At 61.0% G+C, this 26005-nt stretch carries 24 protein-coding genes; 14 read left to right on the top strand and 10 right to left on the bottom strand.

The features are described 5' to 3' along the window. Positions 1-6: 6 nt before the first annotated feature. Genes sdhA through sdhC form a run of 3 tightly spaced genes read right to left on the bottom strand, consistent with a single transcriptional unit; the run spans position 7 to position 2519 of the window. Entirely contained in the window at positions 7-1779 is a 1773-nt protein-coding gene (sdhA, locus tag C4J92_RS08670) for a succinate dehydrogenase flavoprotein subunit (protein WP_124370170.1), read from the bottom strand. Between the two features lie 3 nt (positions 1780-1782). After that, the gene (gene sdhD, locus C4J92_RS08665; RefSeq protein ID WP_003233245.1) at positions 1783-2151 is read right to left on the bottom strand and encodes a succinate dehydrogenase, hydrophobic membrane anchor protein; all 369 of its coding nucleotides are present in this window, start codon (positions 2149-2151) and stop codon (positions 1783-1785) included. Continuing rightward, entirely contained in the window at positions 2145-2519 is a 375-nt protein-coding gene (sdhC, locus tag C4J92_RS08660) for a succinate dehydrogenase, cytochrome b556 subunit (RefSeq protein WP_124361976.1), read from the bottom strand. The genes sdhD and sdhC overlap by 7 nt, the downstream gene beginning before the upstream one ends. Positions 2520-2884: 365 nt before the next feature. Between sdhC and gltA the strand changes: the two genes are divergently transcribed. After that, positions 2885-4174: a citrate synthase gene (gltA, locus tag C4J92_RS08655; protein WP_124361975.1), complete on the top strand. Its 1290-nt coding sequence runs from the start codon at positions 2885-2887 to the stop codon at positions 4172-4174. Between the two features lie 239 nt (positions 4175-4413). On the opposite strand, the gene C4J92_RS08650 is transcribed toward gltA, so the two are convergent. The 3 genes from C4J92_RS08650 to C4J92_RS08640 form a co-directional block, all read right to left on the bottom strand. After that, positions 4414-6072, bottom strand: a complete 1659-nt coding sequence (locus C4J92_RS08650) for a cation acetate symporter (RefSeq protein WP_124403557.1) — start codon at positions 6070-6072, stop codon at positions 4414-4416. Then, a complete protein-coding gene (locus C4J92_RS08645; protein WP_124361973.1) occupies positions 6069-6380 on the bottom strand; it encodes a DUF485 domain-containing protein in 312 nt (103 codons plus the stop codon). Before C4J92_RS08645 ends, C4J92_RS08650 begins: the two co-directional genes overlap by 4 nt. A 261-nt stretch (positions 6381-6641) precedes the next feature. Then, positions 6642-7493, bottom strand: a complete 852-nt coding sequence (locus C4J92_RS08640) for a glycine betaine ABC transporter substrate-binding protein (protein ID WP_003233255.1) — start codon at positions 7491-7493, stop codon at positions 6642-6644. 333 nt (positions 7494-7826) lie between these two features. Here C4J92_RS08640 and C4J92_RS08635 point away from each other — a divergent pair, with 333 nt between their 5' ends. Beyond that, positions 7827-9380 (top strand): glycosyl hydrolase family 17 protein, encoded by a 1554-nt coding sequence (locus C4J92_RS08635; protein WP_124403556.1) that lies wholly within the window; start codon positions 7827-7829, stop codon positions 9378-9380. 105 nt (positions 9381-9485) lie between these two features. Here the strand turns inward: C4J92_RS08635 and C4J92_RS08630 are convergent, their stop codons facing one another. Beyond that, positions 9486-9854 (bottom strand): hypothetical protein, encoded by a 369-nt coding sequence (locus C4J92_RS08630; protein ID WP_124403555.1) that lies wholly within the window; start codon positions 9852-9854, stop codon positions 9486-9488. Positions 9855-10089: 235 nt separating this feature from the next. Here C4J92_RS08630 and C4J92_RS08625 point away from each other — a divergent pair, with 235 nt between their 5' ends. Together C4J92_RS08625 and C4J92_RS08620 are read left to right on the top strand one after the other, a co-directional pair. After that, positions 10090-11388, top strand: a complete 1299-nt coding sequence (locus C4J92_RS08625) for a serine/threonine protein kinase (protein ID WP_057722697.1) — start codon at positions 10090-10092, stop codon at positions 11386-11388. Then, positions 11381-12169, top strand: a complete 789-nt coding sequence (locus tag C4J92_RS08620) for a VacJ family lipoprotein (RefSeq protein WP_124366425.1) — start codon at positions 11381-11383, stop codon at positions 12167-12169. Before C4J92_RS08625 ends, C4J92_RS08620 begins: the two co-directional genes overlap by 8 nt. A 206-nt stretch (positions 12170-12375) precedes the next feature. Here C4J92_RS08620 and C4J92_RS08615 read toward each other — a convergent pair whose 3' ends face one another. Then, a complete protein-coding gene (locus C4J92_RS08615; RefSeq protein WP_124403554.1) occupies positions 12376-13290 on the bottom strand; it encodes a DUF808 domain-containing protein in 915 nt (304 codons plus the stop codon). Positions 13291-13425: 135 nt separating this feature from the next. Here C4J92_RS08615 and C4J92_RS08610 point away from each other — a divergent pair, with 135 nt between their 5' ends. After that, complete coding sequence (locus tag C4J92_RS08610) at positions 13426-14031, top strand: TetR/AcrR family transcriptional regulator (RefSeq protein WP_124366423.1); 606 nt, start codon at positions 13426-13428, stop codon at positions 14029-14031. 63 nt (positions 14032-14094) lie between these two features. Here C4J92_RS08610 and C4J92_RS08605 read toward each other — a convergent pair whose 3' ends face one another. Continuing rightward, the gene (locus C4J92_RS08605) at positions 14095-14535 is read right to left on the bottom strand and encodes a heme-binding protein (RefSeq protein ID WP_124403553.1); all 441 of its coding nucleotides are present in this window, start codon (positions 14533-14535) and stop codon (positions 14095-14097) included. A gap of 254 nt (positions 14536-14789) precedes the next feature. Between C4J92_RS08605 and gcl the strand changes: the two genes are divergently transcribed. From gcl to C4J92_RS08560, 9 genes are all read left to right on the top strand, one after another. After that, positions 14790-16565: a glyoxylate carboligase gene (gene gcl, locus C4J92_RS08600; RefSeq protein ID WP_124403552.1), complete on the top strand. Its 1776-nt coding sequence runs from the start codon at positions 14790-14792 to the stop codon at positions 16563-16565. A gap of 10 nt (positions 16566-16575) precedes the next feature. After that, positions 16576-17358 carry a hydroxypyruvate isomerase gene (hyi, locus tag C4J92_RS08595; RefSeq protein WP_124403551.1) on the top strand — a complete coding sequence of 261 codons (783 nt, stop codon included), beginning with the start codon at positions 16576-16578 and terminating at the stop codon, positions 17356-17358. A 175-nt stretch (positions 17359-17533) separates the two neighbouring features. Continuing rightward, positions 17534-18424, top strand: coding sequence for a 2-hydroxy-3-oxopropionate reductase (locus C4J92_RS08590; RefSeq protein ID WP_124361963.1), 891 nt, complete (start codon positions 17534-17536; stop codon positions 18422-18424). Between the two features lie 114 nt (positions 18425-18538). Continuing rightward, positions 18539-19819 carry a glycerate kinase gene (locus C4J92_RS08585; RefSeq protein WP_124403550.1) on the top strand — a complete coding sequence of 427 codons (1281 nt, stop codon included), beginning with the start codon at positions 18539-18541 and terminating at the stop codon, positions 19817-19819. Then, on the top strand, positions 19809-21224 hold the full coding sequence (gene pyk / locus C4J92_RS08580) for a pyruvate kinase (RefSeq protein ID WP_124366419.1): 1416 nt from the start codon (positions 19809-19811) through the stop codon (positions 21222-21224). Before C4J92_RS08585 ends, pyk begins: the two co-directional genes overlap by 11 nt. Positions 21225-21329: 105 nt before the next feature. Further along, positions 21330-22205 carry an urea transporter gene (locus tag C4J92_RS08575; RefSeq protein ID WP_124403549.1) on the top strand — a complete coding sequence of 292 codons (876 nt, stop codon included), beginning with the start codon at positions 21330-21332 and terminating at the stop codon, positions 22203-22205. A 31-nt stretch (positions 22206-22236) separates the two neighbouring features. Further along, entirely contained in the window at positions 22237-23061 is an 825-nt protein-coding gene (locus C4J92_RS08570) for an ion transporter (RefSeq protein ID WP_124361959.1), read from the top strand. Between the two features lie 96 nt (positions 23062-23157). After that, a complete protein-coding gene (locus tag C4J92_RS08565) occupies positions 23158-24162 on the top strand; it encodes a sulfate ABC transporter substrate-binding protein (protein ID WP_124403548.1) in 1005 nt (334 codons plus the stop codon). Between the two features lie 240 nt (positions 24163-24402). Beyond that, positions 24403-25599 (top strand): MFS transporter, encoded by a 1197-nt coding sequence (locus C4J92_RS08560; protein ID WP_124403547.1) that lies wholly within the window; start codon positions 24403-24405, stop codon positions 25597-25599. Here C4J92_RS08560 and C4J92_RS08555 read toward each other — a convergent pair. Next, positions 25596-26000, bottom strand: a complete 405-nt coding sequence (locus C4J92_RS08555; RefSeq protein ID WP_124403546.1) for a type II toxin-antitoxin system HicB family antitoxin — start codon at positions 25998-26000, stop codon at positions 25596-25598. The two genes, C4J92_RS08560 and C4J92_RS08555, sit on opposite strands and share 4 nt — an antisense overlap. Positions 26001-26005 lie beyond the last annotated feature (5 nt).

Below are 26005 nucleotides of genomic sequence, written 5' to 3'. Positions count from 1 at the left end.
CCACCCTTAGTAAGTCCGAATCTTCGGTTCAAACGTCGGCACCGTCTTCGGCGAGAAGTTCACGGCACGCTTGGTTACGCGCTTGTCACCCGGGAAGTACAGGGTGTGGCACAACCAGTTCTCGTCGTCGCGGTCTTCAAAGTCTTCACGAGCGTGGGCGCCACGGGATTCCTTACGAACCTCGGCGGCGATCGCAGTCGCTTCTGCCACTTCCAGCAGGTTCTGCAGCTCAAGGGCTTCGATACGAGCGGTGTTGAACGCCTGGCTCTTATCGTTGATCTTGACGTTGGCGATGCGCGTGCGCAGGTCGGCCAGCTGGGCGATGCCCTTCTGCATGTATTCGCCGGTACGGAACACACCGAAGTAGTTCTGCATGCAGCTTTGCAGCTCGCGACGCAGGGTTGCCACGTCTTCGCCGTCAGTGCGCTCGTTCAGAGCGTTCAGGCGCGCCAGGGCGGTTTCGATGTTGGCGTCGGTGGCGTCATCGTATTCGATGCCGTCGGTCAGGGCTTTTTCCAGGTGCAGGCCGGCAGCGCGGCCGAATACCACCAGGTCGAGCAGCGAGTTGCCACCCAGGCGGTTGGCACCGTGAACCGATACGCAGGCCACTTCGCCTACCGCGAACAGACCATGGATGATCTCGTCCACACCATCGGCGTTCTGGGTGATCGCCTGGCCATGAATGTTGGTCGGCACGCCGCCCATCATATAGTGGCAAGTCGGAACCACTGGCACCGGCGCAACCACCGGGTCAACGTGAGCAAAGGTCTTGGACAGCTCGCAGATACCTGGCAGACGGCTGTGCAGCACTTCTTCGCCGAGGTGATCGAGCTTGAGCAGTACGTGGTCGCCGTTCGGGCCACAGCCGTTGCCAGCGATGATTTCCTTGACCATCGAACGGGCCACGACGTCACGACCAGCAAGGTCTTTCGCGTTCGGCGCATAACGCTCCATGAAACGCTCGCCGTGCTTGTTGATCAGGTAGCCACCTTCACCACGGCAACCTTCGGTCACCAGTACACCGGCGCCGGCGATGCCGGTCGGGTGGAACTGCCACATTTCGATGTCTTGCACCGGTACGCCTGCACGCAGTGCCATGCCGACGCCGTCACCGGTGTTGATCAGGGCATTGGTGGTCGACGCGTAGATACGCCCTGCACCGCCGGTCGCCAGCACGGTAGCCTTGGCGCGGATGTAGGTGGTTTCACCGGTTTCGATGCAGATGGCGATCACGCCGACGAACTCGCCCTTGCCGTTCTTCACCAGATCGACAGCGTAGTACTCGTTCAGGAACGTGGTACCGGCTTTCAGGTTGCCCTGATAAAGGGTATGCAGCAGCGCGTGACCGGTACGGTCGGACGCGGCGCAGGTACGGGCAGCCTGGCCACCTTTACCGTAGTCCTTGGACTGGCCGCCGAACGGACGCTGATAGATACGGCCTTGCTCGGTACGGGAGAACGGCAGACCCATGTGGTCCAGCTCGAACACCGCAGCCGGGCCTTCCTGACACATGTACTCGATAGCGTCCTGGTCACCGATGTAGTCGGAACCCTTGACGGTATCGTACATGTGCCAGCGCCAGTCATCGTTCGGGTCGGCGGAAGCGATGGCGCAGGTAATGCCACCCTGGGCCGATACGGTGTGCGAACGCGTCGGGAACACCTTGGTGATCACGGCGGTCTTGTGCCCACCCTGGGCCAGCTGCAGCGCAGCGCGCATGCCGGCACCGCCGCCACCAATAATGATGGCGTCGAATGAAATAGTAGGAATGTTAGCCATGAATCAGATACCCCAAAGAATCTGCACACCCCAGACGAAGTAAGCGAACATCGCGATGCCGCATACTGCCTGGAAGAGGAAACGGACTGCGGTCGCGGACTTGCCCAGCGCCATTGGCGTCAGGTAGTCGGTCGCGATGGTCCACATGCCGACCCAGGCGTGAGCGCCCAGGGCCACAAGGGCCAGCAGACTGAAGATTCGCATCGCATTGTGGGCGAACAGGCCGTGCCATTGCTCATAGCCGATGCCCGGGTTTGCGACGAGGTATCCGATCAGGAAAATGAAATAAGCCGCGAGAACGACCGCAGACACACGCTGTGCCATCCAGTCATAGAGGCCCGAACGCGACAGATTCGTTACGCTGGTTACCATATCCAAACTCCTGCCAGAACGATCAGCACCACGGAAATGGCGATGATGATTTTCGAGCCCAGGCGGCCGCCTTCCAGCGTCTCACCGATACCCGCATCCATGATCAAGTGGCGCACACCGGCTACCAGGTGATACAGCAGAGCGGACAGCAGGCCCCACGCTACGAACTTGGCCAGTGGGCTGGTCAAGGTTGCCTTCACCTCGGCGTAACCTTCCGCGGAACCCAGGGATTTGCTCAATGCGTAAAGCATGATGCCCAGGCCCAGGAACAGGATGATGCCGGAAACACGGTGCAGGAACGACGTAACGCCGGTGATGGGGAGTTTGATGGTCCTTAGGTCTAGGTTTACAGGTCGTTGGCTATTCACGGCTTTTTTTCACACTGAAGAGCCCCTAACAATCAGGGCAAAGTTGTTGGGGAGTGCGACTGGTCAGGTAAGCACCACCCAGGGAGTGCGACCCCCAATGAAAGCAAGCCCAAAAGCCCTTGGCGGTCGGTGGCCGAGTATAGACAGTTAGGTTACTAATGACAACGCGCACACCTCACCCTAATAGCTGATTGCGCTGACGCGATAAAAGGCGTAAATGGCAGGCAATTTCGACGAAAAAGTACGGTTAAAGCCTTCTGGAGCAAGACTTTAGGCAAATTGACATCTGAATTTATCTCACTATAGTGGTGCGGGCCCTGCGTGGGGGGTCTGTCTGATGATTTGAAGCATAAATAGGAGGCCACATGGCTGACAAAAAAGCGCAGTTGATCATCGAGGGCGCAGCCCCCGTCGAGCTGCCCATTTTAACCGGCACCGTTGGTCCCGATGTTATCGACGTACGGGGCCTGACGGCCACGGGCCGTTTCACTTTCGACCCAGGCTTCATGTCGACCGCTTCTTGCGAGTCGAAGATCACCTATATCGACGGCGACAATGGCATCCTGCTGCACCGCGGCTACCCGATCGAACAACTGGCTGAACAGTCGGACTACCTGGAAACCTGCTACCTGCTGCTAAATGGCGAACTGCCAACAGCCGAGCAAAAGGCCCAGTTCGTCAGCACCGTGAAGAACCACACCATGGTTCACGAGCAGTTGAAGACCTTCTTCAACGGCTTCCGTCGCGACGCCCACCCGATGGCCGTCATGTGCGGCGTGGTCGGCGCCCTGTCGGCCTTCTATCACGACTCCCTGGACATCAATAACGCCGAGCATCGCGAAATTTCCGCGATCCGCCTGGTCGCCAAGATGCCAACCCTGGCCGCGATGGTTTACAAGTACTCCATGGGCCAACCCATGATGTACCCGCGCAACGACCTGACGTACGCGGAAAACTTCCTGCACATGATGTTCAACACTCCGTGCGAGATCAAACCGATCAGCCCGGTGCTGGCCAAGGCAATGGACCGGATCTTCATCCTCCACGCCGACCACGAGCAGAACGCCTCCACCTCTACCGTGCGCCTGGCAGGTTCGTCGGGTGCCAACCCGTTCGCCTGTATCGCCGCCGGTATCGCCGCACTCTGGGGCCCTGCCCACGGCGGTGCGAACGAAGCCGTCTTGACCATGCTCGATGAAATCGGCGACGTCTCCAACATCGACACCTTCATCGCCAAGGCCAAGGACAAGAACGATCCGTTCAAGTTGATGGGCTTCGGTCACCGGGTCTACAAGAATCGCGACCCGCGCGCCACCGTAATGAAGCAGACCTGCGACGAAGTGTTGAAGGAACTGGGCATCAAGAACGATCCGCAACTCGAACTGGCCATGCGCCTGGAAGAGATCGCCCTGACCGACCCATACTTCATCGAACGCTCGCTGTACCCGAACGTCGACTTCTACTCGGGGATCATCCTCAAGGCGATCGGCATTCCAACCAGCATGTTCACCGTGATCTTCGCCCTGGCGCGGACCGTGGGCTGGATCTCCCACTGGAAGGAAATGCTCTCGAGCCCGTACAAGATTGGCCGCCCGCGCCAGCTGTACACCGGCTACGAGTCGCGTGACATTACCAAGCTGGAAGATCGCAAGTAAGCATTGCTGAGCTGCATTGAAAACGGCCTCCCTTAGTGGAGGCCGTTTTTGTTTGGGTCGCCTGACATACCGCTATCGGGAGCAAGCCCCCTCCCACAGTTGACCGCATTCTCATGTTGGAACTCGGTCAACTGTGGGAGGGGACTTGCTCCCGATGACCATCACCCAGACACCACTAAATCCAAGGCAAAAAAATACCCCAGCCTTTCGACCGGGGCATTTCTCATCCAGTTACAGGCTTAGTGGTTAACCGCCCCACTCGCCCCCAGGCCAGTCTGCGAACGCACGAACTGCGGGAAGTACAGCGCACGCTCTTTCTCTGCCGCCGCCGACTTGTCGGTGATGGAGAAGAACCAGATACCCACGAACGCGATGATCATCGAGAACAACGCCGGGTATTCATACGGGAAGATCGCCTTCTCGTGGTGCAGGATCGACACCCAGATGGTCGGGCCCAGGATCATCAGGCCCACCGCGCTGATCAAGCCCAGCCAGCCGCCGATCATGGCGCCACGGGTGGTGAGGTTTTTCCAGTACATGGAAAGCAGCAGCACAGGGAAGTTACAGCTGGCCGCAATCGAGAACGCCAGGCCGACCATGAACGCGATGTTCTGGCTTTCGAACAGGATACCCAGACCGATAGCCAGCACTGCCAGGGCGACCGTGGTGATCTTCGACACGCGAATCTCATCTTTGTCGTTGGCCTTGCCTTTCTTGATCACGCTGGCATACAGGTCATGGGACACCGCCGAGGCACCGGCCAGAGTCAGGCCGGCCACCACCGCGAGGATGGTGGCGAAGGCCACGGCCGAGATGAAGCCCAGGAAGATACTGCCGCCCACCGCGTTGGCCAGGTGCACCGCCGCCATGTTGTTGCCGCCCAGCAAGGCGCCTGCTGCATCCTTGAACGCCGGGTTGGTGCTGACCAGCAGGATCGCGCCAAAGCCGATGATGAACGTCAGGATATAGAAGTAGCCGATAAAGCCGGTGGCATACAGCACGCTCTTGCGGGCTTCTTTCGCATCACTCACGGTGAAGAAGCGCATCAGGATGTGCGGCAGGCCCGCAGTACCGAACATCAGCGCCAGGCCCAGGGAGAACGCCGAGATCGGATCTTTCACCAGGCCGCCCGGGCTCATGATCGCCTCACCTTTAGGGTGAACCTTGATCGCCTCGGCAAACAGCATGTTGAAATCGAAGTTGACGTGCTTCATCACCATCAGCGCCATGAACGAGGCACCGGACAGCAGCAGCACCGCCTTGATGATCTGCACCCAGGTGGTCGCCAGCATGCCGCCGAACAGCACGTACATGCACATCAGGATACCCACCAGGATCACCGCAACGTGGTAATCGAGGCCGAACAACAGCTGGATCAGCTTGCCCGCGCCGACCATCTGCGCGATCAGGTAGAACGCTACCACCACCAGCGAGCCACAGGCCGACAGGCTGCGGATCTGGGTTTGCCCGAGGCGATAGGACGCCACGTCAGCAAAGGTGTACTTGCCCAGGTTACGCAGGCGCTCGGCGATCAGGAACAGAATGATCGGCCAGCCCACCAGGAAGCCGATCGAGTAGATCAGGCCGTCGTAGCCGGAGGTGAACACCAGCGCGGAAATCCCCAGGAAGGACGCCGCCGACATGTAGTCGCCGGCAATCGCCAGGCCGTTCTGGAAACCGGTGATCTTGCCGCCGGCCGCATAGTAGTCGGCCGCCGATTTGTTGCGCTTGGACGCCCAGTAGGTGATGCAAAGGGTAGCGCCGACGAACGCGACAAACATCACGATGGCCGAGACATTCAGAGGTTGCTTTTGCACTTCGCCGGTCAATGCGTCGGCCGCCCAGAGGGCCGGAGCAAACAGCGAAGCGCCGAGTACCGCCAATAGACGCCGGATCATTGCGCAGCCTCCTTGAGAATCGCATTGTTCAGGTCGTCAAATTCGCCATTGGCCCGGCGTACGTAGATGCCGGTCAGGATGAAGGCGGACACAATCAGTCCGACGCCCAGGGGAATGCCCCAGGTAATCGACGAACCGGGGCTGATCTTGGCCCCCAGCACGTGTGGCCCGTAGGCAATCAACAGGATGAAACCGGAGTAAAGCCCTAGCATGATCGCCGAGAGAATCCAGGCGAACTTTTCTCTTTTTCTGACCAGCTCCTTGAAACGCGGGCTGTTTTGAATCGAGAGGTAAATGCTGTCGTTCATTGTTTTTATCCTCGCAGCACAGCTTTTTTATTATTGGAACGTATCCACTGTATGCGGCTGTGGAAAGGGTTCCAGACGACCTTAGTAGTAGATCGAGTGTAGCGAGGGATTGCTGGAGCACAGAAAAATTTGAGGTGGTGCAAAACTAATGTGGGAGGGGGCTTGCTCCCGATGGCGGTGTGTCAGCTGAAAACTGGCTGGCTGACACACCGCTATCGGGAGCAAGCCCCCTCCCACAAGGGATTGCATCAAGATGCAGGGTTATTTAGCGGTCCACTCAGCGACACGCTCAGGGTGCTTGGCCACCCAATCCTTGGCCGCCGCATCAGGCTTGGCGCCCTCTTGGATAGCGAGCATGACTTCACCGATTTCATCCTTGGAGGCCCACTGGAACTTCTTCAGGAAGGCCGCGACTTCCGGCGCTTTCTTCTCCAGGCCCTTGCTGCCAATGCTGTTGACGGTTTCAGCAGCACCATAAATTCCTTTTGGGTCATCCAGGAAACGCAGTTTCCACTTAGCGAACATCCAGTGCGGCACCCAACCGGTGACGGCGATGGATTCCTGCTTGTCTTCGGCGCGGGTCAGTTCGGCGATCATTGCGGCGCCCGAGCTGGCTTGCAGTTTGTAGTCGAGGCCGTATTGCTTGATGGCTTCGTCGGTCTTGAGCATCACGCCTGAACCGGCGTCGATGCCGACGATCTTGTTTTTAAACGTGGTGTCGGTCTTGAGGTCTTCGATGGACTTGGCCTTGACGTACTCCGGCACGATCAAGCCAATTTTCGCATCCTTGAAGTTGGGGCCGTAGTCGACCACTTTATCCTTGTTCTTGGTCCAGTATTCACCGTGAGTCACCGGCAACCAGGCAGACAGCATGGCGTCGAGCTTGCCGGTGGCAACGCCCTGCCACATGATCCCGGTGGCGACCGCTTGCAGTTTCACGTCATAGCCGAGCTTCTGCTTGATCACTTCTGCCGCCACATGGGTGGTGGCAACGCTGTCGGACCAGCCGTCCACGTAACCGATGCTCAGGGTTTTGCTGTCGGCGCTGGCCAGTGTGGAGCCCATCGCAACTACCAGAGTGGCAGCTGCGCCCAAGAGTCGTCGCATCTTCATATGTACTTCCCCGAAAGTGCTGCGCCCGACGAATGCCGAGCGACGTCAACCTGTTGTTATACGGTGCACCGCGCCCCCTTCACGCGCATCGATCCGGTTGCTGAGGCATCAGTGGAGTACTGACAGTTTTATCATCAACCTGCGTAGGCCTTTGCCCTGCTCTGTCAGCGACCTTGGTTGAGCAAGAAACGACATCACATCGCCAGCAGACCACTTTGCAGGACTTGCCCACCTGTTCCCGCCCGAACTTTGCATGTCAAAAGTATGCGGCCCCACTGGAACGCGACAATTACGGGTAAGATGCGCGCCTTTGCTCCTCCAGATAAGCCGACCATGCCCGCGACTGCCCGCCTCCCTGCCCTGCCCTATGTTTTCGCCTTGTTCATTGGCTTGCTTGCCCTCGTCGGCTACTGGTATGGCCTCGGCCGGCCGGTGGTGCTGCCGGATGTGGCGAGCGCCAGCCACAAGCTGCAATGTGCGTCCTATACGCCGTTCGACAAGGACCAGTCGCCGTTCGACCAGCCATTCCAGCTGCGCCCCGAGCGCATGGACGCCGACCTGGGCCTGCTGGCCACACGCTTTGAATGTATCCGCACCTATTCCATGACCGGCCTGGAAGCCTTGCCGGGCATGGCGCGCAAGCATGGCTTGAAGGTGATGGCCGGCGCCTGGGTCAGCAGTGACCCGGTGGCCACTCAAAAGGAAATCGACGAGTTGATCACGGCGGCCAATGCCAACCCGGACGTAGTGACCTCGGTGATCGTCGGCAACGAAGCACTGTTGCGCAAGGAAGTCACCGCCAAACAACTGGTGACGCTGATCCAAACGGTCAAGCGCCAGATCAAGCAACCGGTCACCTACGCCGATGTGTGGGAGTTCTGGCTGCAACACCCGGAAATTGCCCCGGCGGTGGATTTCCTGACCATTCACCTGCTGCCGTATTGGGAAGATGAGCCGTCCGGCATCGACCAGGCGCTCAAACACGTAGGCGATGTGCGCCAGACCTTTGGCCACAAGTTCGCGCCCAAGGACATCCTGATCGGCGAAACCGGTTGGCCCAGTGAAGGCCGCCAGCGCGAAACCGCCTTGCCGAGCCGGGTCAACGAAGCCAAGTTCATGCGTGGTTTTGTCGCCATGGCCGAAGCCAATGGCTGGCGTTACAACCTGATCGAAGCCTTTGACCAGCCCTGGAAGCGCGCCAGTGAAGGCGCAGTAGGCGGTTATTGGGGCCTGTTCGATGCTGATCGCCAGGACAAGGGCACCCTCGCCGGGCCAGTCAGCAACGTACCGTACTGGCCGCTGTGGTTGGGCTTTGGTGGGATGATTCTGCTGGGCACATTGGTTTTAGGCGGGCGCGTGCGCACAACCCGCGCGGCCCTCGCACTGCCGCTGCTGGGTGCGATTGCCGCATGCTCCATCGGCACCTGGGCCGAACTGACTCGCGTCACCGCGCGCTTTAATGATGAATGGGTGTGGGCAGGCTTGCTGGTGGTGTTGAACCTGCTGGTACTGGCCCACGCCGCCCTGGCACTCAGCGCCAGGGACGGCTGGCGTGAACGCGCATTCAACTGGCTGCAGCAACGTGCGGGCTGGCTGGTGGCGATTGCCGGCTTTGCCGGTGCGGTGATGATGCTGGCGCTGGTGTTTGACCCGCGTTATCGCAGCTTCCCCAGCGCGGCACTGGTGCTGCCGGCCCTGGTGTACCTGGTGCGCCCGGTGAGCGGGCCGCGTCGAGAGATTGCGTTGCTGGCCTTCATCATCGGCGCCGGCATTGCGCCGCAGCTGTTCCGGGAAGGTTTGTTGAACCAGCAGGCCTGGGGTTGGGCGCTGGTGAGCGTGCTCATGGTTGCAGCTTTGTGGCGTTGCTTGCGTGTGCGCAAGGCTTAAGAATGCCATCGGGGGCAAGCCCCCTCCCACACTTGATTGGGTTCACACATTTCCATTTGTGAATGCGGTCAAATGTGGGAGGGGGCTTGCCCCCGATTGGCCCTATCAGGCGACGCGAGGCTTCCTGACCAACCGCAACCCCGCAATCACCACCGCAAACACCGCAAACGTGGTGTTATACAAGGCCAGGGCCGGCAACCCAAACACCAGCCCCAGCACCGCCAGGCCCCATCCCGCCCGGCCCGGCACGAAAAACGCCAGTACCGAGGTCACCAGCGCGGCCCAGCCCAGTACCTTGAAATGAATCATCAAGCCCAGGTTCGAACGCACCTGGCATTCCCAACGGCTGGCCTCATCCGCACAGATGCCGACCCACTGCCCGTCCTCCATAAAGCCATAACGCGCGGCGTAACTGGCCGCCAACCATAACGGCAGGGCGATAAGCAGCAGGATCAACGGCAAACGACGGGACATGGGGCACTCCGATAGGCAAAAACGGCGCTCAGCTTAATCCCACGGCGGCCGTTAGCAAGGTGTCTGCGCAGATATCTGTTCATCAATGCGTGGCAAAGTGTATCTTCTGCCAGCTATTACTCCGATTCCGACGTTTTTTTCCGACTTTTCGTGCCGAGGGCTGGCACTTCGGTGGCAACGCGGTGGTCATAGCCTGCGAATTTCATTCAGCACCTTTCCTCCTAGGGATTAAGTCATGCTCCGTTCCTTGCGCTGTGCTGCCTTGCTGGGCAGCCTTTTTTTGAGTGCGTCAGCACTGGCCGTCGATATCGACCAGGCCAGCTATGGCTACCCTTTGACGAACCCGTTCGAAGCGACCATCGCCACCACGCCGCCCGATCTTCGGCCAACCCTGCCGACTGACGACGAGATCAATCAATCCGACTACACCTTGAACATGCGCCCCGAGCGCGAGTTCAGCCTGCCGGACAACTTCTGGGCGGTGAAGAAACTCACCTACCGCATTGCCAAGCAGGACCGCGCCGCGCCGCTGATCTTCCTGATCGCCGGCACCGGTGCGCGGTTTGACAGCAGCATCAATGAATACCTGAAGAAACTGTATTACCAGGCCGGCTACCACGTGGTGCAGCTGTCGTCGCCAACCAGCTTCGACTTCATCAGCGCGGCGTCGCGCTTCGCCACCCCGGGCATCACCCAGGAAGACGCCGAAGACATGTACCGCGTGATGCAAGCCGTGCGCGCGCAGAACGCCTCGCTGCCAGTCACTGACTTTTACCTGACCGGCTACAGCCTGGGCGCGCTGGACGCGGCGTTTGTCAGCAAGCTCGACGAAACCCGTCGCAGCTTCAACTTCAAGAAAGTGCTGCTGCTCAACCCACCGGTCAACCTCTACACCTCGATCACCAACCTCGACAAGCTGGTACAGACCGAGGTCAAGGGCATCAACAACACCACCACCTTCTATGAGCTGGTGCTGAGCAAGCTGACCCGCTACTTCCAGCAAAAGGGCTACATCGACCTCAACGACGCCCTGCTCTACGACTTCCAGCAATCCAAGCAGCACCTGACCAACGAACAGATGGCCATGCTGATCGGCACCTCGTTTCGTTTCTCCGCTGCCGACATCGCCTTCACCTCGGACTTGATCAACCGTCGCGGCCTGATCATCCCGCCGAAATACCCGATCACCGAAGGCACCAGCCTCACGCCGTTCCTCAAGCGTGCCCTGCAGTGCGACTTCGACTGCTACCTCACCGAACAGGTGATCCCGATGTGGCGCGCCCGCTCCGACGGCGGCAGCCTGCTGCAACTGGTTGACCAGGTCAGCCTGTACGCGCTCAAGGACTACCTGCACGCCAGCCCGAAGATCGCCGTGATGCACAACGCCGACGACGTGATCCTCGGCCCGGGCGACCTGGGTTTCCTGCGTAAAACCTTCGGCGATCGCTTGACCGTCTACCCGCTGGGCGGCCACTGCGGCAACCTCAATTACCGCGTCAACGCCGACGCCATGCTGGAGTTCTTCCGTGGCTAAATATCTTCTGCTGCTTGCCGCACTGATGTGCGCGGGCGTGGCCAATGCCGACAACAGCAAGGCCCATGAACCGGTCAAGGTCGATGCCGACGGTTTCAAGGAACCGTTGACCAAACTCAAGTTCAACGCCGGCCTGGACCAGCGTGAATTCGAGCGCTCGTCGCTGACCGCGCTCAACGTCTACGATCCACTGGAGTCGTGGAACCGCCGCGTGTACCACTTCAACTATCGCTTCGACCAATGGGTGTTCCTGCCTGTGGTGGACGGTTACCGCTACGTCACACCGAGCTTCCTGCGCACCGGCGTGAGCAATTTCTTCAACAACCTGGGCGACGTGCCCAACCTGTTGAACAGCCTGCTGCAACTCAAGGGCCATCGCTCCCTGGAGACCACCGGACGCCTGCTGGTCAACACCACCATCGGCATCGCCGGCCTGTGGGACCCGGCCACCGCCATGGGCCTGCCGCGCCAGAGCGAAGACTTCGGCCAGACCCTGGGTTTCTACGGTGTGCCGGGCGGCGCCTACGTCGTTCTGCCGATCTTCGGCCCGTCGAACCTGCGCGATACCGCAGGCTTGCTGGTGGACTACACCGCCGAGTCGCAGATCAACTTCCTCAACGTGTCCGAGGTCAGCTCCAACCACCCGGAAATCTGGGCTCTGCGCGCCGTCGACAAGCGCTACCAGACCAGCTTCCGCTACGGCCAGATGAACTCGCCGTTCGAGTATGAGAAGGTGCGGTATATCTACACGGAATCGCGCAAATTGCAGATTGCCGAGTAAACAGCGCCCCTTACAAGATCGTTCCCACGCTCCGCGTGGGAATGCCACCCAGGACGCTCCGCGTCCCGCTTTCAGCGCAAAATCCAGCACCTGCGTAAGAGTGACGCGGAGCGTCACGGGATGCATTCCCACGCGGAGCGAGGGAACGATCATCTCGCCCACAAAAAAGGCCATTCGATTGAATGGCCTTTTTTATGCCTGTTAGTTCATGCCCTGAGCGCCTTCCAGCCTTTGCCGACCACGCTGACCACTACCAGCACCAAAGCCCCGGCAATAATCCCCGCCACCGCATTCAGCAGCGTCGGCATCAACCACGCCAGCGCCCCGGTGTTCTGGCTCACGGTTTCGATCCAGTGATGCACCACCGGCACGCCATGAGTCAGGATCCCGCCGCCGACCATGAACATCGCCGCCGTGCCGATCACCGATAGGCTTTTCATCATGTACGGCGCAGCACTCAAAATGGCGCCGCCAATACTGCGCGCCACTTGGCCCGGTTTCTGTGTCAGCCACAGCCCAAGGTCGTCGAGCTTGACGATACCCGCGACCAACCCGTAGACGCCTGCGGTCATGACAATGGCGATGCCCGACAGCACGATCACCTGCTGGGTAAGCTGGGCGTCAGCGACGATGCCCAGGGTGATGGCGATGATTTCGGCCGACAGGATGAAGTCAGTGCGGATCGCGCCTTTGATCTTGTCCTTTTCGAAGGCCACCAGGTCCGTCGCCGGGTCGGCCACCGCTTCGCTTAACTGCGCGTGATCGGCCTGGTCTTCTGCCTTGCTGTGCAGGAACTTGTGCGCGAGTTTTTCAAAACCTTCGAAGCACAGGTAAGCGCCGCCCAGCATCAATAACGGGGTCACAGCCCAGGGGGCGAAGGCGCTGATCAGCAGCGCCGTCGGCACCAGGATCAACTTGTTGACGAAAGAGCCCTTGGCCACCGCCCACACCACGGGAATTTCCCGCTCGGCGCGCACTCCGGAAACTTGCTGGGCATTCAGCGCCAGGTCATCACCGAGCACACCCGAGGTTTTCTTCGCCGCCATTTTTGTCATCAGTGCAACGTCATCGAGTACCGCGGCGATATCGTCGAGCAAAACCAACAAGCTGCTTCCTGCCATGAATCGGGTATCCGTAAAGTGAGAGATGGCGCGAGCATAGCGCGGCGCAACGCTTTGCGGGCACATTGTTGAGGCTCGCGGATGGCCGGTGCTACCATGCGCAACCGCCTGTCCTGGCAAGGAAGTTCCTGGTTTATGAGCACCATTCGCGAGCGCAACAAAGAAAAGATCCTGCGGGCGGCAAGCGAGGAGTTCGCCGACAAGGGCTTCGCCGCGACCAAAACCAGCGACATCGCCGCCAAGGCGGGGCTGCCCAAGCCCAACGTCTATTACTACTTCAAGTCCAAGGACAACCTCTACCGCGAGGTGCTCGAGAGCATTATCGAGCCGATTCTGGCCGCTTCCACGCCGTTCAACCCCGAGGGCGAGCCCAAGGAAGTGTTGAGCAACTATATCCGCTCGAAAATCCGCATCTCCCGCGACTTGCCGTTCGCCTCCAAGGTGTTCGCCAGCGAAATCATGCACGGCGCTCCCCATCTCAGTGCCGAGCAGGTCGAACAACTCAATGCCCAGGCCAAGCACAATATCGACTGCATCCAGAACTGGGTGGACCGTGGTTTGATCGCGAAGATCGAGCCTAATCACCTGATGTTCAGCATCTGGGCCGCGACCCAGACCTATGCCGATTTCGACTGGCAGATTTCGGCGGTGACGGGTAAGGCCAAGCTGGATGAGGCGGATTATGAGGCGGCGGCGCAGACGATTATTCGGTTGGTGCTCAAGGGGTGTGAGCCGGACTGAAAGACCGCAGTGCCTGGGCTAATCGGGGGCTTGCCCCCGATGCTTTTCAACATCACCCAAAAATCAAGCAGACACTCCCGCATCCGCCATCAACCCCACCCCCTCGATCGCCGTGATCGCGCACTGCTCATCAATATCCGACGTATCCCCGCTGATCCCGATCGCCCCCAGCACCACGCCGTCCTGATTCCGAATCAATACCCCACCCGGCGCCGGCACTACGCTGCCCTGCCCCAGGCTGTTCAGCGCCGCGATGAATGCCGGACGCTGCTGCGCATCCAGCGCCAGCAGCCGCGAGCCTTTGCCCAGGGCAATCGCGCCCCAGGCTTTGCCGATGGCGATCTGCGGGCGCAGCAGGCTCGCCCCGTCTTCGCGTTGCAGGGTGACCAAGTGGCCGCCACTGTCGAGCACCGCGATGGTCAGTGGCGCGGCGGCAATGGTGCGGCCTGCGGCCAGGGCCTGGCTGGCCAGTTGGGTGGCAAGTTTCAAGGTTAAAGCGCTCATGGTGCCGTCCTTCTTTTTATTGGGAATGCGATGGAGGTCTGTCTGGTGAGATACCTGATCGAACAAATAGAACACAATAGAATTTGTTTTTGTATACAATATTTCCAAACAAACCGTCCATACGTCGAAAAAAGCCGTTCCGATGAATGCAAAGGTCAGTTTATAAAATGCATTGACCTGCGCAGCTCGCCGTGAATACACTTTGTCCAGACACCACTTGTATACAATTACAAAACGCAAGAGGCACCAAAACCATGAGCAAAATGAGAGCAATCGAAGCCGCCGTCCTGGTGATGCGCCGTGAAGGGGTGGACACCGCCTTCGGTATCCCAGGCGCCGCGATCAACCCGTTGTATTCGGCCTTGCAGAAGGTGGGTGGCATCGATCACGTCCTTGCTCGCCACGTTGAAGGCGCCTCACACATGGCCGAGGGCTACACCCGCACCAAGGCCGGTAATATCGGCGTGTGCATCGGCACCTCGGGCCCGGCGGGCACCGATATGGTCACCGGCCTGTACAGCGCCTCGGCCGACTCGATCCCGATCCTGTGCATCACCGGGCAAGCGCCCCGCGCACGGATGCACAAGGAAGATTTCCAGGCCGTGGACATCACCAGCATCGTCAAACCGGTGACCAAGTGGGCGACCACCGTGCTCGAACCCGGCCAGGTGCCCTACGCGTTTCAGAAAGCCTTCTATGAAATGCGCTCCGGCCGTCCTGGCCCGGTGCTGATCGACCTGCCGTTCGACGTGCAGATGGCCGAAATCGAATTCGACATCGACGCCTACCAGCCGCTGCCCCTGGCCAAGCCATTGGCGACACGCATCCAGGTGGAAAAGGCCCTGGCCCTGCTCGATCAGGCCGAGCGCCCATTGCTGGTGAGCGGTGGCGGCGTGATCAACGCTGACGCCAGCGAGTTGCTGGTGGAGTTCGCCGAGTTGACCGGCATCCCGGTGATCCCGACCCTGATGGGCTGGGGCACCATTCCCGACGACCACCCGCTGATGGTGGGCATGGTCGGCCTGCAAACCTCCCACCGCTATGGCAACGCGACGATGCTCAAGTCCGACGTGGTGCTGGGCATCGGCAACCGCTGGGCCAACCGCCACACCGGTTCGGTGGAGGTGTATACCGAAGGCCGCAAATTCATCCACGTCGACATCGAGCCGACCCAGATTGGCCGCGTATTCACCCCAGACCTGGGCATCGTGTCCGACGCCGGCGCCGCGCTGACGATGTTCATTGAAGTCGCCCGCGAGTGGAAAGCCGCCGGCAAGCTCAAGGACCGCAGCGCCTGGCTGCATGATTGCCAGCAGCGCAAGGCCACGCTGCACCGCAAGACCCACTTCGACAACGTGCCGGTCAAGCCGCAACGGGTGTACGAAGAGATGAACCAGGTGTTCGACAAAGACACCTGCTACGTGAGCACTATCGGCCTGTCGCAGATCGCCGGCGCGCAGTTCCTGCATGTATACAAGCCACGCCACTGGATCAATTGCGGCCAGGCCGGGCCCCTGGGCTGGACGATTCCGGCGGCGCTCGGCGTGGTCAAGGCCGACCCGAGCCGCAAAGTGGTAGCCCTGTCGGGCGACTACGACTTCCAGTTCATGATCGAAGAGCTGGCCGTGGGCGCGCAATTCAAGCTGCCGTATATCCACGTGGTGGTGAACAATTCCTACCTGGGTTTGATCCGCCAGGCGCAACGCGGCTTTGAAATGGACTACTGCGTGCAGCTGTCTTTCGACAACCTCAACGCTCCCGAACTCAACGGCTATGGCGTGGACCACGTCGCGGTTGCCGAAGGCCTGGGTTGCAAGGCGTTGCGCGTGTTCGAGCCGAGCCAGATTCAGCCGGCACTGCGCCGCGCCCAGGAAATGCTCGAAGAATTCAGGGTGCCGGTGATCGTTGAGATTATTCTGGAGCGCGTGACCAATATTTCCATGGGCACCGAGATCAACGCCGTCAACGAATTCGAAGACCTGGCCCTGGTCGGCAATGACGCACCGACCGCCATTTCCCTGCTCGATTAAGGAGAACCCTATGCCGCGCTTTGCCGCCAACCTGTCCATGCTGTTTACCGAGCAGGAGTTCCTTGCCCGCTTCAAAGCGGCCGCCGATGCCGGCTTCGAAGGGGTGGAGTACCTGTTCCCGTACGAATTCAGCTCAGCTGAGATCAAGGCGCAGCTCGACGCCAACGGCCTGACCCAGGTGCTGTTCAACCTGCCGGCCGGCGACTGGGCCAAAGGCGAACGCGGCCTGGCCTGCCACCCCGACCGGGTCGAAGAATTCCGCGCCGGGGTCAAGCTGGCTATCGCCTACGCCCAGGTGCTGGGCAATACCCAGGTCAACTGCCTGGCGGGCATCCGGCCGCACGGCGTGGATGACGAAACCGTTGAGAAAACCTTCGTCGCCAACCTCAAGTACGCCGCCGACAAATTGCAGGCAGCGGGCATCAAGCTGGTGATGGAGATGATCAACACCCGCGATATTCCGGGTTTCTACCTCAACACCACCGCGCAGGCCCTGTCGATCCGCGAGCAGGTGGGCAGTGACAATCTGTTCCTGCAATACGACCTCTATCACATGCAAATCATGGAGGGCGACCTGGCCCGCACCCTGGCCACGCACCTGGGTGTGATCAACCACATTCAACTGGCCGACAACCCAGGGCGCAACGAGCCGGGCACCGGTGAGATCAACTACCGCTTCCTGTTCGAGCACTTGGACCGCATCGGTTACACCGGGTGGGTCGGCTGTGAGTACAAACCGCTGACCACCACCGAAGCGGGGCTTGGCTGGCTCAAAAGCCACAACGCCATCTGACAGACACAACCCAAAACACTGTGGGAGGGGGCTTGCTCCCGATAGCAATGTTTCATTCGAAAGGTGTGTCGACTGATGCACCGCTATCGGGAGCAAGCCCCCTCCCACATTTGGACCCGCTGTGTTTGGCAGACCTCATCAAGTCTGCCTATCGAATAAAAAAGAGGACTTCATCATGGCTAAAATCGGATTTATCGGCACCGGTATCATGGGCCAACCCATGGCCGCGAACCTGCAGAAAGCAGGTCACCAACTGTTCCTCTCCGAACATCATGGCAAGGCCCCGGCTGAACTGATCAGCGCCGGCGCGGTGGCCTTGGCCAACCCGCAGCAAGTCGCCCAGGAAGCCGAGTTCATCATCGTCATGGTGCCCGACACTCCACAGGTCGAGGACGTGCTGTTGCGCGCCGACGGCGTGGCCGCCGGCCTGTCGCCGAACAAGGTGGTGATCGACATGAGCTCGATCTCCCCCACCGCCACCAAGGCGTTCGCTGCGAAGATCAATGCGACCGGCGCGCAGTACCTGGATGCCCCAGTGTCCGGTGGTGAAGTCGGCGCCAAGGCCGGCACCCTGAGCATCATGGTCGGTGGCGAACCGCAGACCTTCGAGCGCGCGCTGCCGCTGTTCCAGGCAATGGGCAAGAACATCACCCTGGTGGGCGGTAACGGGGATGGCCAGACCGCCAAGGTCGCCAACCAGATCATCGTGGCCCTGAATATCCAGGCGGTGGCCGAAGCGCTGCTGTTCGCCTCGAAAAACGGCGCCGACCCGGCCAAGGTGCGTGAAGCGCTGATGGGCGGCTTTGCCTCGTCGAAGATCCTGGAAGTGCATGGCGAACGCATGATCAAGGGCACCTTTGACCCAGGCTTTCGTATCAACCTGCACCAGAAGGACTTGAACCTGGCCCTGGCCGGGGCGAAAGAGTTGGGGATCAACTTGCCGAACACCGCCGGCACCCAGCAAGTGTTCAGCACCTGCGCGGCGCTTGGCGGCGGTAACTGGGACCATTCGGCACTGATCAAGGGGCTGGAGCATATGGCGAATTTCTCGATTCGCGACAAATAACCGCTGATCAACTGCAATCAAATATGGGAGGGGGCAAGCCCCCTCCCACATTTAGCCCCATTTCAAGCCTGAAATTGATGCATCTCTAATAACAAGAACCCCCGGAGCCCGCTTATGTCGGTCGATCCGCAACACCTGCTTCGCGAGCTGTTTGCCACAGCCATCGACGCCGCCCACCCCCGGCAAGTCCTTGAACCTTACCTGCCCGCCGACCGCAGCGGCCGGGTGATCGTGATCGGCGCCGGCAAGGCCGCCGCCGCCATGGCCCTGGTTGTGGAGGACTGCTGGCAGGGCGAGGTTCGCGGCCTGGTCGTCACCCGCTACGGCCATGGTGCGCCGTGCCAGAAAATCGAAGTGGTCGAGGCCGCCCATCCCGTGCCCGACGCTGCCGGCCTCGCCGTGGCCAAGCGCGTGCTGGAGCTGATCAGCCATCTGAGCGAAGACGACCGCGTGATTTTCCTGCTCTCCGGCGGCGGTTCCGCGTTGCTCGCCCTGCCCGCCGAAGGCATCACCCTGGCCGACAAGCAAAGCATCAACAAAGCCCTGCTCAAGTCCGGCGCCACCATTGGCGAGATGAATTGCGTGCGCAAGCACCTCTCGGCGATCAAGGGCGGGCGGTTGGCCAAGGCCGCGTGGCCGGCCACGGTCTATACCTACGCGATTTCCGATGTGCCGGGCGACCAGGCTACGGTGATCGCCTCCGGCCCCACGGTCGGCGACCCGAGCACCTCGCAACAGGCCCTGGCGATTCTCAAGCGCTACGGCATCGACGTGCCCGCCTCGGTGCGCAACTGGTTGCAGAACCCCGCGTCGGAGACCGTCAAGCCTGGCGACCCGCTACTCGCCCGCAGCCACTTCCAGTTGATCGCCCGGCCGCAGCAATCCCTGGAAGCGGTGGCGGTAAAAGTACGCCAGGCCGGGTTCAGCCCGCTGATCCTCGGCGACCTCGAAGGTGAAGCGCGCGATGTAGCCAAGGTGCACGCCGGCATCGCCCGGCAAATCGTGCAGCACGGCCAGCCATTGGCGGCACCCTGCGTGATTCTCTCCGGCGGCGAAACCACCGTCACCGTGCGCGGCAATGGCCGTGGCGGGCGCAACGCGGAGTTTCTGCTCAGCCTCACCGACAGCCTCAAGGGCCTGCCCGGCGTCTATGCCCTGGCCGGCGATACCGATGGCATCGACGGCTCGGAAGACAACGCCGGCGCGATCATGACCCCGTGCAGCTACCGCCGCGCCGAAGCCCTGGGCCTGAGCGCCAGCGACGAGCTGGATAACAACAACGGCTACGGTTATTTCGCCGCGCTCGACGGGCTGATCGTCACCGAGCCGACCCGCACCAACGTCAACGACTTCCGCGCCATCCTGATCCTCGAGACTGCCAAACATGACGCCTGACAAGAAGGTCAAAATCCTCGCCACCCTGGGCCCGGCCACTGATGGGATCGATGACATCCGCGAGCTGGTGGAAGCCGGGGTGAATATCTTTCGCCTCAACTTCAGCCATGGCGACCACGCCGATCACGCGCAGCGTTACCAGTGGATTCGCCAGGTGGAGCGCCAGTTGAACTACCCGCTGGGCATCCTCATGGACCTGCAAGGGCCCAAGCTGCGCGTCGGGCGCTTTGCCGAGGGCAAGGTGCAACTGGTGCGCGGCCAGGCGCTGCGCCTGGACCTGGATGAAACACCGGGCGATCAGCGTCGGGTCAACCTGCCCCACCCGGAAATCATCGCGGCACTGGAGCCGGGCATGGAGCTGTTGCTGGACGACGGCAAGCTGCGCCTGCGCGTGCTCACCAAGCATGCCGACGCCATCGACACCACGGTGCTCAATGGCGGCGAGTTGTCCGATCGTAAAGGCGTGAACGTGCCACAGGCGCTGTTGGAACTCAGCCCGCTCACCGCCAAGGACCGTCGCGACTTGGCGTTCGGCCTGGAATTGGGCGTGGACTGGGTGGCGCTGTCGTTCGTGCAGCGCCCGGAAGATATCCGCGAAGCCCGCGAGCTGATCGGCGACAGGGCGTTCCTGATGGCCAAGATCGAGAAGCCCTCGGCGGTGCAACGGCTGCGGGAAATCGCCGAACTGAGCGATGCGATCATGGTGGCCCGAGGCGACCTGGGCGTGGAGGTGCCGGCCGAAAGCGTGCCGCAAATCCAGAAGGACATCATTAAAACCTGCCGCCAACTGGGTAAGCCGGTGGTCGTGGCAACACAGATGCTTGAGTCCATGCGCTTTTCCCCGGCACCGACCCGCGCCGAAGTCACCGACGTGGCCAATGCTGTGGCAGAAGGCGCGGACGCGGTGATGCTGTCGGCGGAAACCGCGTCGGGCGAGTACCCGCTGGAAGCCGTGCAGATGATGAGCAAGATTATCCGCCAAGTTGAAAACGGCCCGGACTATCAGGCCCAGCTGGATGTCAGCCGGCCCAGGGCGGACGCCACGGTGTCGGACGCCATCAGCTGTGCGATCCGGCGTATCAGCAGCATCCTGCCGGTGGCGGTGCTGGTGAACTACAGCGAGTCGGGCGCCTCCAGCCTGCGCGCGGCCAGGGAGCGGCCGGTGGCGCCGATCCTCAACCTCACGCCGAACCTGTCCACGGCGCGGCGTTTGAGCGTGGCATGGGGGGTGCACTCGGTGGTCAACGATCGGCTGCGCCAGGTGGATGAGGTGTGTTCCACCGCATTGGAGATCGCCCAGGCCCAGGGGATGGCTCAGCGCGGGGATACGCTGGTGATTACCGCCGGGGTGCCGTTCGGGCAGTTGGGGTCGACCAACTCGCTGCGTATCGAAACCCTACTGTAGGAGCGAGCTTGCTCGCGAAGAACGTCAACGATGACGCAGGCGTCCTGAATGCACGCGGCGCCCTTGGGTTTTTCGCGAGCAAGCTCGCTCCTACAGGGAGCTGCCATGCACAACCCCACCTGCCCCGACTGGGCCGAAGCCCTGCTCAACGGCTTCAGCCAGATTTTTCTCCAGCGCCATCCGCTGTGTGGCCTGTTGTGCCTGCTGGCGATCTTGATCGGCGCCCCGGCGTTGCTCGGCGGCGCCTTGCTGGGCGGCGTCGCGGGTTTGCTCACGGCCCAGCGCCGGGGTTACCCCAAGGCCGAACGCCAGGCCGGGCTGTATAGCTACAACGGCGTCTTGCTGGGCTTGTTGATCAGCCAGCACTTCGCCTGGTCGGCCCTGGTGCCGCCACTGATCCTGGCCTGTGGCGGCTTGAGCGCGATGCTGCTGCGGCAGTGGTTGAAATACGCCGCCCACCCCCAGGATCTGCCCGCCTACACCGCACCCTTTGTCGGCCTGGGCTGGTTGTTGCTGGGCAGCATGGCGCCCGCTACCTTGGCCCTGATCGAGTCCGATACCCTGACGGTACTCGCTGCGCCGTTCACCGGCCTGGCGCAAGTGATGCTATTGGACCAACCCCTGGCCGGGGCCTTGATCGCCGTCGGCCTGCTACTGGCTGACCGCCGCGCCGCCTCGTGGGCACTGCTCGGCGCCATCGCCGGCGTACTGGTCGCCTCGCTGCTGGGCGAAACCAGCGGTGCCCTGCTCGGCCTGCACAGCTACAACCCGGCGCTCGCCGCCCTGGCGCTGAGCCAGGCACGGCGCCAACCCTGGCTGCCGCTGCTCGGCATCGGGCTGGCCATTCTGCTCACCCCAGGTTTTGCCACGCTGCACCTGCCGGCGCTGACCGCGCCGTTCATTCTCAGCTGCTGGCTGGTGCGCGCCAGCCAGCGAATGCTGCGCACACCGCGCATGGACAGGCCGTTCGAATCCCCCTAGGCTTTGCCGATATTCACTTCAGGCGGGACTTATGGACAGCAACAACGACTGGCGCCAACGGCTCTACGTCATGGTTTTTCAAAGCGACACCGTCGCCGGGCGGCGCTTTGACGGCATCCTGTTGTTGATCATCCTCGCCAGCCTGGTGATCGTGATGCTCGACAGCATCGACCAGATCCACCAGAACTACGCCGACGTGCTGGCGTATATCGAGTGGGGCTTCACCCTCATCTTCCTGATCGAGTACGGCCTGCGGCTTTACTGCTCGCCCAAGCCATTGCGCTATGCGTTCAGCTTTTATGGGCTGGTGGATCTGCTCGCGATCGTTCCCGGCATCCTCGCGTTGTACTACAGCGACGCGCAGTACCTGCTGATTATCCGCATCATCCGCATGCTGCGGATCTTCCGCGTACTCAAGCTCAGCCCCTACCTCAAGCAGGCCAACTACCTGATGGCGGCGCTGCGCGGCAGCAAGCAGAAGATCGTGGTGTTCCTGGTGAGCGTGTGCACCCTGGTGACGGTGTTCGGCACCTTGATGTACGTGATCGAGGGCCCGGAACACGGGTTTACCAGCATTCCCAAGGGCATCTATTGGGCGATCGTGACGCTCACCACCGTGGGCTTTGGCGACATCGTGCCCAAGACACCGCTGGGCCAGGTGATTTCCTCGTTGGTGATGATCACCGGTTACTCGATCATTGCCGTGCCCACTGGGATATTCACCGCAGAGCTGGCGAGCGCCATGCGCGGTGAGCAGCTGCAAACCGACTGCCCGGTGTGCAAGAAGAACAGCCACGAGCCGAATGCGGCGTTTTGCTCACGCTGTGGCAGCAATCTCTTTAAGAAAGTGGAATAAGCAAAGTTCTTTTTAATCTTTAAGCGACTATGCGGCCCCGGCTATAGTCGCTGGCATTGTGCCTCACCCCTTCTCTCGAACAACAAGGAATGAGCAGTGAAAAACATTCTCAGCGCCTCTCTCCTGGCCGCCGGCCTGGCCCTGGCTGGCGCCGTCCAGGCGGCACCGGTTACCCTGCTCAACGTCTCCTACGACGTGATGCGTGATTTCTACAAGGACTACAACGCCGCCTTCCAGAAACATTGGGATGCCGAACACCCGAATGACAAACTGACCCTGCAGATGTCCTTCGGCGGCTCCAGCAAACAAGCGCGCTCGGTGATCGACGGCCTGCCGGCGGACGTGATCACCATGAACATGGCCACCGACATCAACGCCCTGGCCGACAACGGCAAACTGGTACCGGACAACTGGGTCACCCGCCTGCCGAACAACAGCGCGCCGTTCACCTCGGCCACGGTGTTCATCGTGCGCAAGGGCAACCCCAAAGCCCTGAAAGATTGGCCCGACCTGCTCAAGGACGGCGTACAGGTGATCGTGCCCAACCCAAAGACCTCGGGTAACGGCCGCTACACCTACCTGTCGGCCTGGGGCTATGTGCTGAAGAACGGCGGTGATGAAGAAAAAGCCAAGGCCTTCGTCGGCAAGCTGTTCAAACAGGCGCCGGTACTCGACACCGGTGGCCGTGCCGCCACCACCACCTTCATGACCAATCAGATCGGCGACGTGCTGGTCACCTTTGAAAACGAAGCGGAAATGATCGCCCGTGAATTCGGGCGTGATCAGTTCGAAGTGATCTACCCAAGCGTCTCCGCCGAAGCTGAGCCGCCGGTGTCGGTGGTGGACAAAGTGGTCGAGAAGAAAGGCACCCGCCAGGCCGCTGAAGACTACCTGAAGTACCTGTGGTCGCCCGAAGGCCAGGAAATCGCCGCCAACAACTACCTGCGTCCGCGTGACCCGACAGTGCTGGCCAAGTACACCGACCGTTTCCCGAAAGTCGAATTCCTGTCGGTAGAGAAAACCTTTGGTGACTGGCGCACCGTGCAGAAAACCCACTTCAATGATGGCGGCGTATTTGACCAGATTTACTCCGGCCAGTAAGCGTTTCGGTCGGATATACGCGCTAAAAACTGTGGGAGGGGGCTTGCCCCCGATAGCGGTGGGTCAGTCAGCACAGGCATTGACTGATGCACCGCCATCGGGGGCAAGCCCCCTCCCACATTGGTTTTGTGTAGCGTCATTATTTCGCGGCATGACAGTTATCACCGCAAGCGACCTACTCACTGCCGGCCATTGTCTTTACCCTCTCACGCCATCTTCCTTCGCTTTTATGAGAACACCATGAACGCTACCTCCCAGGCGACAGGCACCATGACCCGCGGCATGGTCATGCTGTTCGCGTTTTGCTGCGGCGCTATCGTCGCCAACATCTATTACGCGCAACCGATCATCGAATTGATCGCCCCGGACATCGGGCTCACGCCGGCCATGGCCAGCCTGATTGTGTCGCTGACGCAGATCGGCTATGCCCTGGGCCTGTTCTTCCTGGTGCCGCTGGGCGACCTGCTGGAAAACCGCAGGCTGATGATCATCACCACCGTGGTGGCCATCGCCAGCCTGCTGGGCGCCGCGTTCACCGAGCAGCCCAACCTGTTCCTGCTGGTGTCGCTGCTGATCGGCTTCAGCTCGGTGTCGGTGCAGATCCTGATCCCGTTGGCCGCGCATCTGGCGCCTGCCGAGTCCCGTGGCCGGGTGGTCGGCAGCATCATGGGTGGCCTGCTGCTTGGCATTCTGCTGGCGCGGCCGGTGTCCAGCGTGGTGGCGGACCACTTCGGCTGGCGCGCGATGTTCATGGCGGCGGCAGCATTGATGGTGTTCATCAGCGTGGTGTTGATGCTGACCATTCCCAAGCGCCAGCCGGACCACAGCGCCAGCTACGGCCAATTGCTGGGCTCGCTGGGCAGCCTGTTGCGCCACCAGCCGGTGCTGCGCCAGCGCGCGTTTTATCAGGGTTGCATGTTCGCCACCTTCAGCCTGTTCTGGACCGCTGCCCCACTGGAACTGGCACGCAACCATGGCCTGACCCAGAGCGAAATCGCGCTGTTCGCCCTGGTCGGTGCCCTGGGTGCCATCGCGGCGCCCATCGCCGGGCGCCTGGCCGATGCCGGCCACACCCACCGTGCGTCGCTGCTGGCGATGCTGTTTGCCGCGTTGAGCTTCCTGCCGGCCTTCGTGCACCCGCTGTACAGTGTGATCGGCCTGGCGGTGACCGGCGTGGTGCTGGACTTCTGCGTGCAGATGAACATGGTCCTCGGCCAGCGCGCCGTCTACGCCCTCGACGCTCAAAGCCGCAGCCGCCTGAACGCGCTGTACATGACCAGCATCTTCATTGGCGGCGCCTTCGGCTCGGCGATTGCCAGCAGCGTGTATGAACACGGCGGTTGGCTGGGGGTGATGCTGGTGGGCAGTGCGTTCCCGCTGGTGGCGTTGTTGCGGTTCCTCAGTGCGTCGCGGCAGGTGACGGTCGCAACCGCTTAAGACCGCACCAACTTCTCCAAAGCCGCGTCCGCCAGAAATGACGAGCGGCTTTTGACTTTATGCTCGCGCACGTAACGGTCGATGCGTTGGATGACATAGCCGGGCAAGGTCACATTGACCTTCTCGGTCTTGCCCAGATAGGGCGAGATATCCAGCTCCAACATGCCCCAGCCCATGCCGGCGTAGTCTTCATGGGCGTGATGATTGGCGACTGAGGTTGGCATCGGAATCGCTACGCCCTCGGCGGCGATCTCCTGCAGCATGATGTGTGCAACCTCCACGGCCGCGTTGTACGCCTCTTCGAAACTGTCCCCGGCGGTGACAGCACCCGGAATATCGGGGATCTGGATACCGGTGGCGGTGAAGTCATCGCCCCATTCGATACAGATTGGGTATTGCATGCATG

It is taken from the genome of Pseudomonas sp. R3-18-08 (assembly GCF_003852065.1).
In the GTDB taxonomy this organism is placed as follows: Bacteria; Pseudomonadota; Gammaproteobacteria; order Pseudomonadales; family Pseudomonadaceae; genus Aquipseudomonas.
The sequence above is the reverse complement of the archived record's forward strand: the minus strand, read 5'-3'. Positions and strand labels throughout refer to the sequence as shown.

Coding starts and splice junctions, on each gene's coding strand:
- C4J92_RS08590 (WP_124361963.1), top strand. CDS start 17,534: ATGGCTAAAATCGGATTTATCGGCACCGGTATCATGGGCCAACCCATG.
- C4J92_RS08630 (WP_124403555.1), bottom strand. CDS start 9,854: ATGTCCCGTCGTTTGCCGTTGATCCTGCTGCTTATCGCCCTGCCGTTA.
- C4J92_RS08610 (WP_124366423.1), top strand. CDS start 13,426: ATGAGCACCATTCGCGAGCGCAACAAAGAAAAGATCCTGCGGGCGGCA.
- C4J92_RS08650 (WP_124403557.1), bottom strand. CDS start 6,072: ATGATCCGGCGTCTATTGGCGGTACTCGGCGCTTCGCTGTTTGCTCCG.
- C4J92_RS08635 (WP_124403556.1), top strand. CDS start 7,827: ATGCCCGCGACTGCCCGCCTCCCTGCCCTGCCCTATGTTTTCGCCTTG.
- sdhD (WP_003233245.1), bottom strand. CDS start 2,151: ATGGTAACCAGCGTAACGAATCTGTCGCGTTCGGGCCTCTATGACTGG.
- C4J92_RS08605 (WP_124403553.1), bottom strand. CDS start 14,535: ATGAGCGCTTTAACCTTGAAACTTGCCACCCAACTGGCCAGCCAGGCC.
- pyk (WP_124366419.1), top strand. CDS start 19,809: ATGACGCCTGACAAGAAGGTCAAAATCCTCGCCACCCTGGGCCCGGCC.
- C4J92_RS08615 (WP_124403554.1), bottom strand. CDS start 13,290: ATGGCAGGAAGCAGCTTGTTGGTTTTGCTCGACGATATCGCCGCGGTA.
- C4J92_RS08585 (WP_124403550.1), top strand. CDS start 18,539: ATGTCGGTCGATCCGCAACACCTGCTTCGCGAGCTGTTTGCCACAGCC.
- C4J92_RS08575 (WP_124403549.1), top strand. CDS start 21,330: ATGCACAACCCCACCTGCCCCGACTGGGCCGAAGCCCTGCTCAACGGC.
- gcl (WP_124403552.1), top strand. CDS start 14,790: ATGAGCAAAATGAGAGCAATCGAAGCCGCCGTCCTGGTGATGCGCCGT.
- C4J92_RS08560 (WP_124403547.1), top strand. CDS start 24,403: ATGAACGCTACCTCCCAGGCGACAGGCACCATGACCCGCGGCATGGTC.
- C4J92_RS08645 (WP_124361973.1), bottom strand. CDS start 6,380: ATGAACGACAGCATTTACCTCTCGATTCAAAACAGCCCGCGTTTCAAG.
- gltA (WP_124361975.1), top strand. CDS start 2,885: ATGGCTGACAAAAAAGCGCAGTTGATCATCGAGGGCGCAGCCCCCGTC.
- sdhA (WP_124370170.1), bottom strand. CDS start 1,779: ATGGCTAACATTCCTACTATTTCATTCGACGCCATCATTATTGGTGGC.
- C4J92_RS08555 (WP_124403546.1), bottom strand. CDS start 26,000: ATGCAATACCCAATCTGTATCGAATGGGGCGATGACTTCACCGCCACC.
- C4J92_RS08625 (WP_057722697.1), top strand. CDS start 10,090: ATGCTCCGTTCCTTGCGCTGTGCTGCCTTGCTGGGCAGCCTTTTTTTG.
- C4J92_RS08640 (WP_003233255.1), bottom strand. CDS start 7,493: ATGAAGATGCGACGACTCTTGGGCGCAGCTGCCACTCTGGTAGTTGCG.
- hyi (WP_124403551.1), top strand. CDS start 16,576: ATGCCGCGCTTTGCCGCCAACCTGTCCATGCTGTTTACCGAGCAGGAG.
- C4J92_RS08570 (WP_124361959.1), top strand. CDS start 22,237: ATGGACAGCAACAACGACTGGCGCCAACGGCTCTACGTCATGGTTTTT.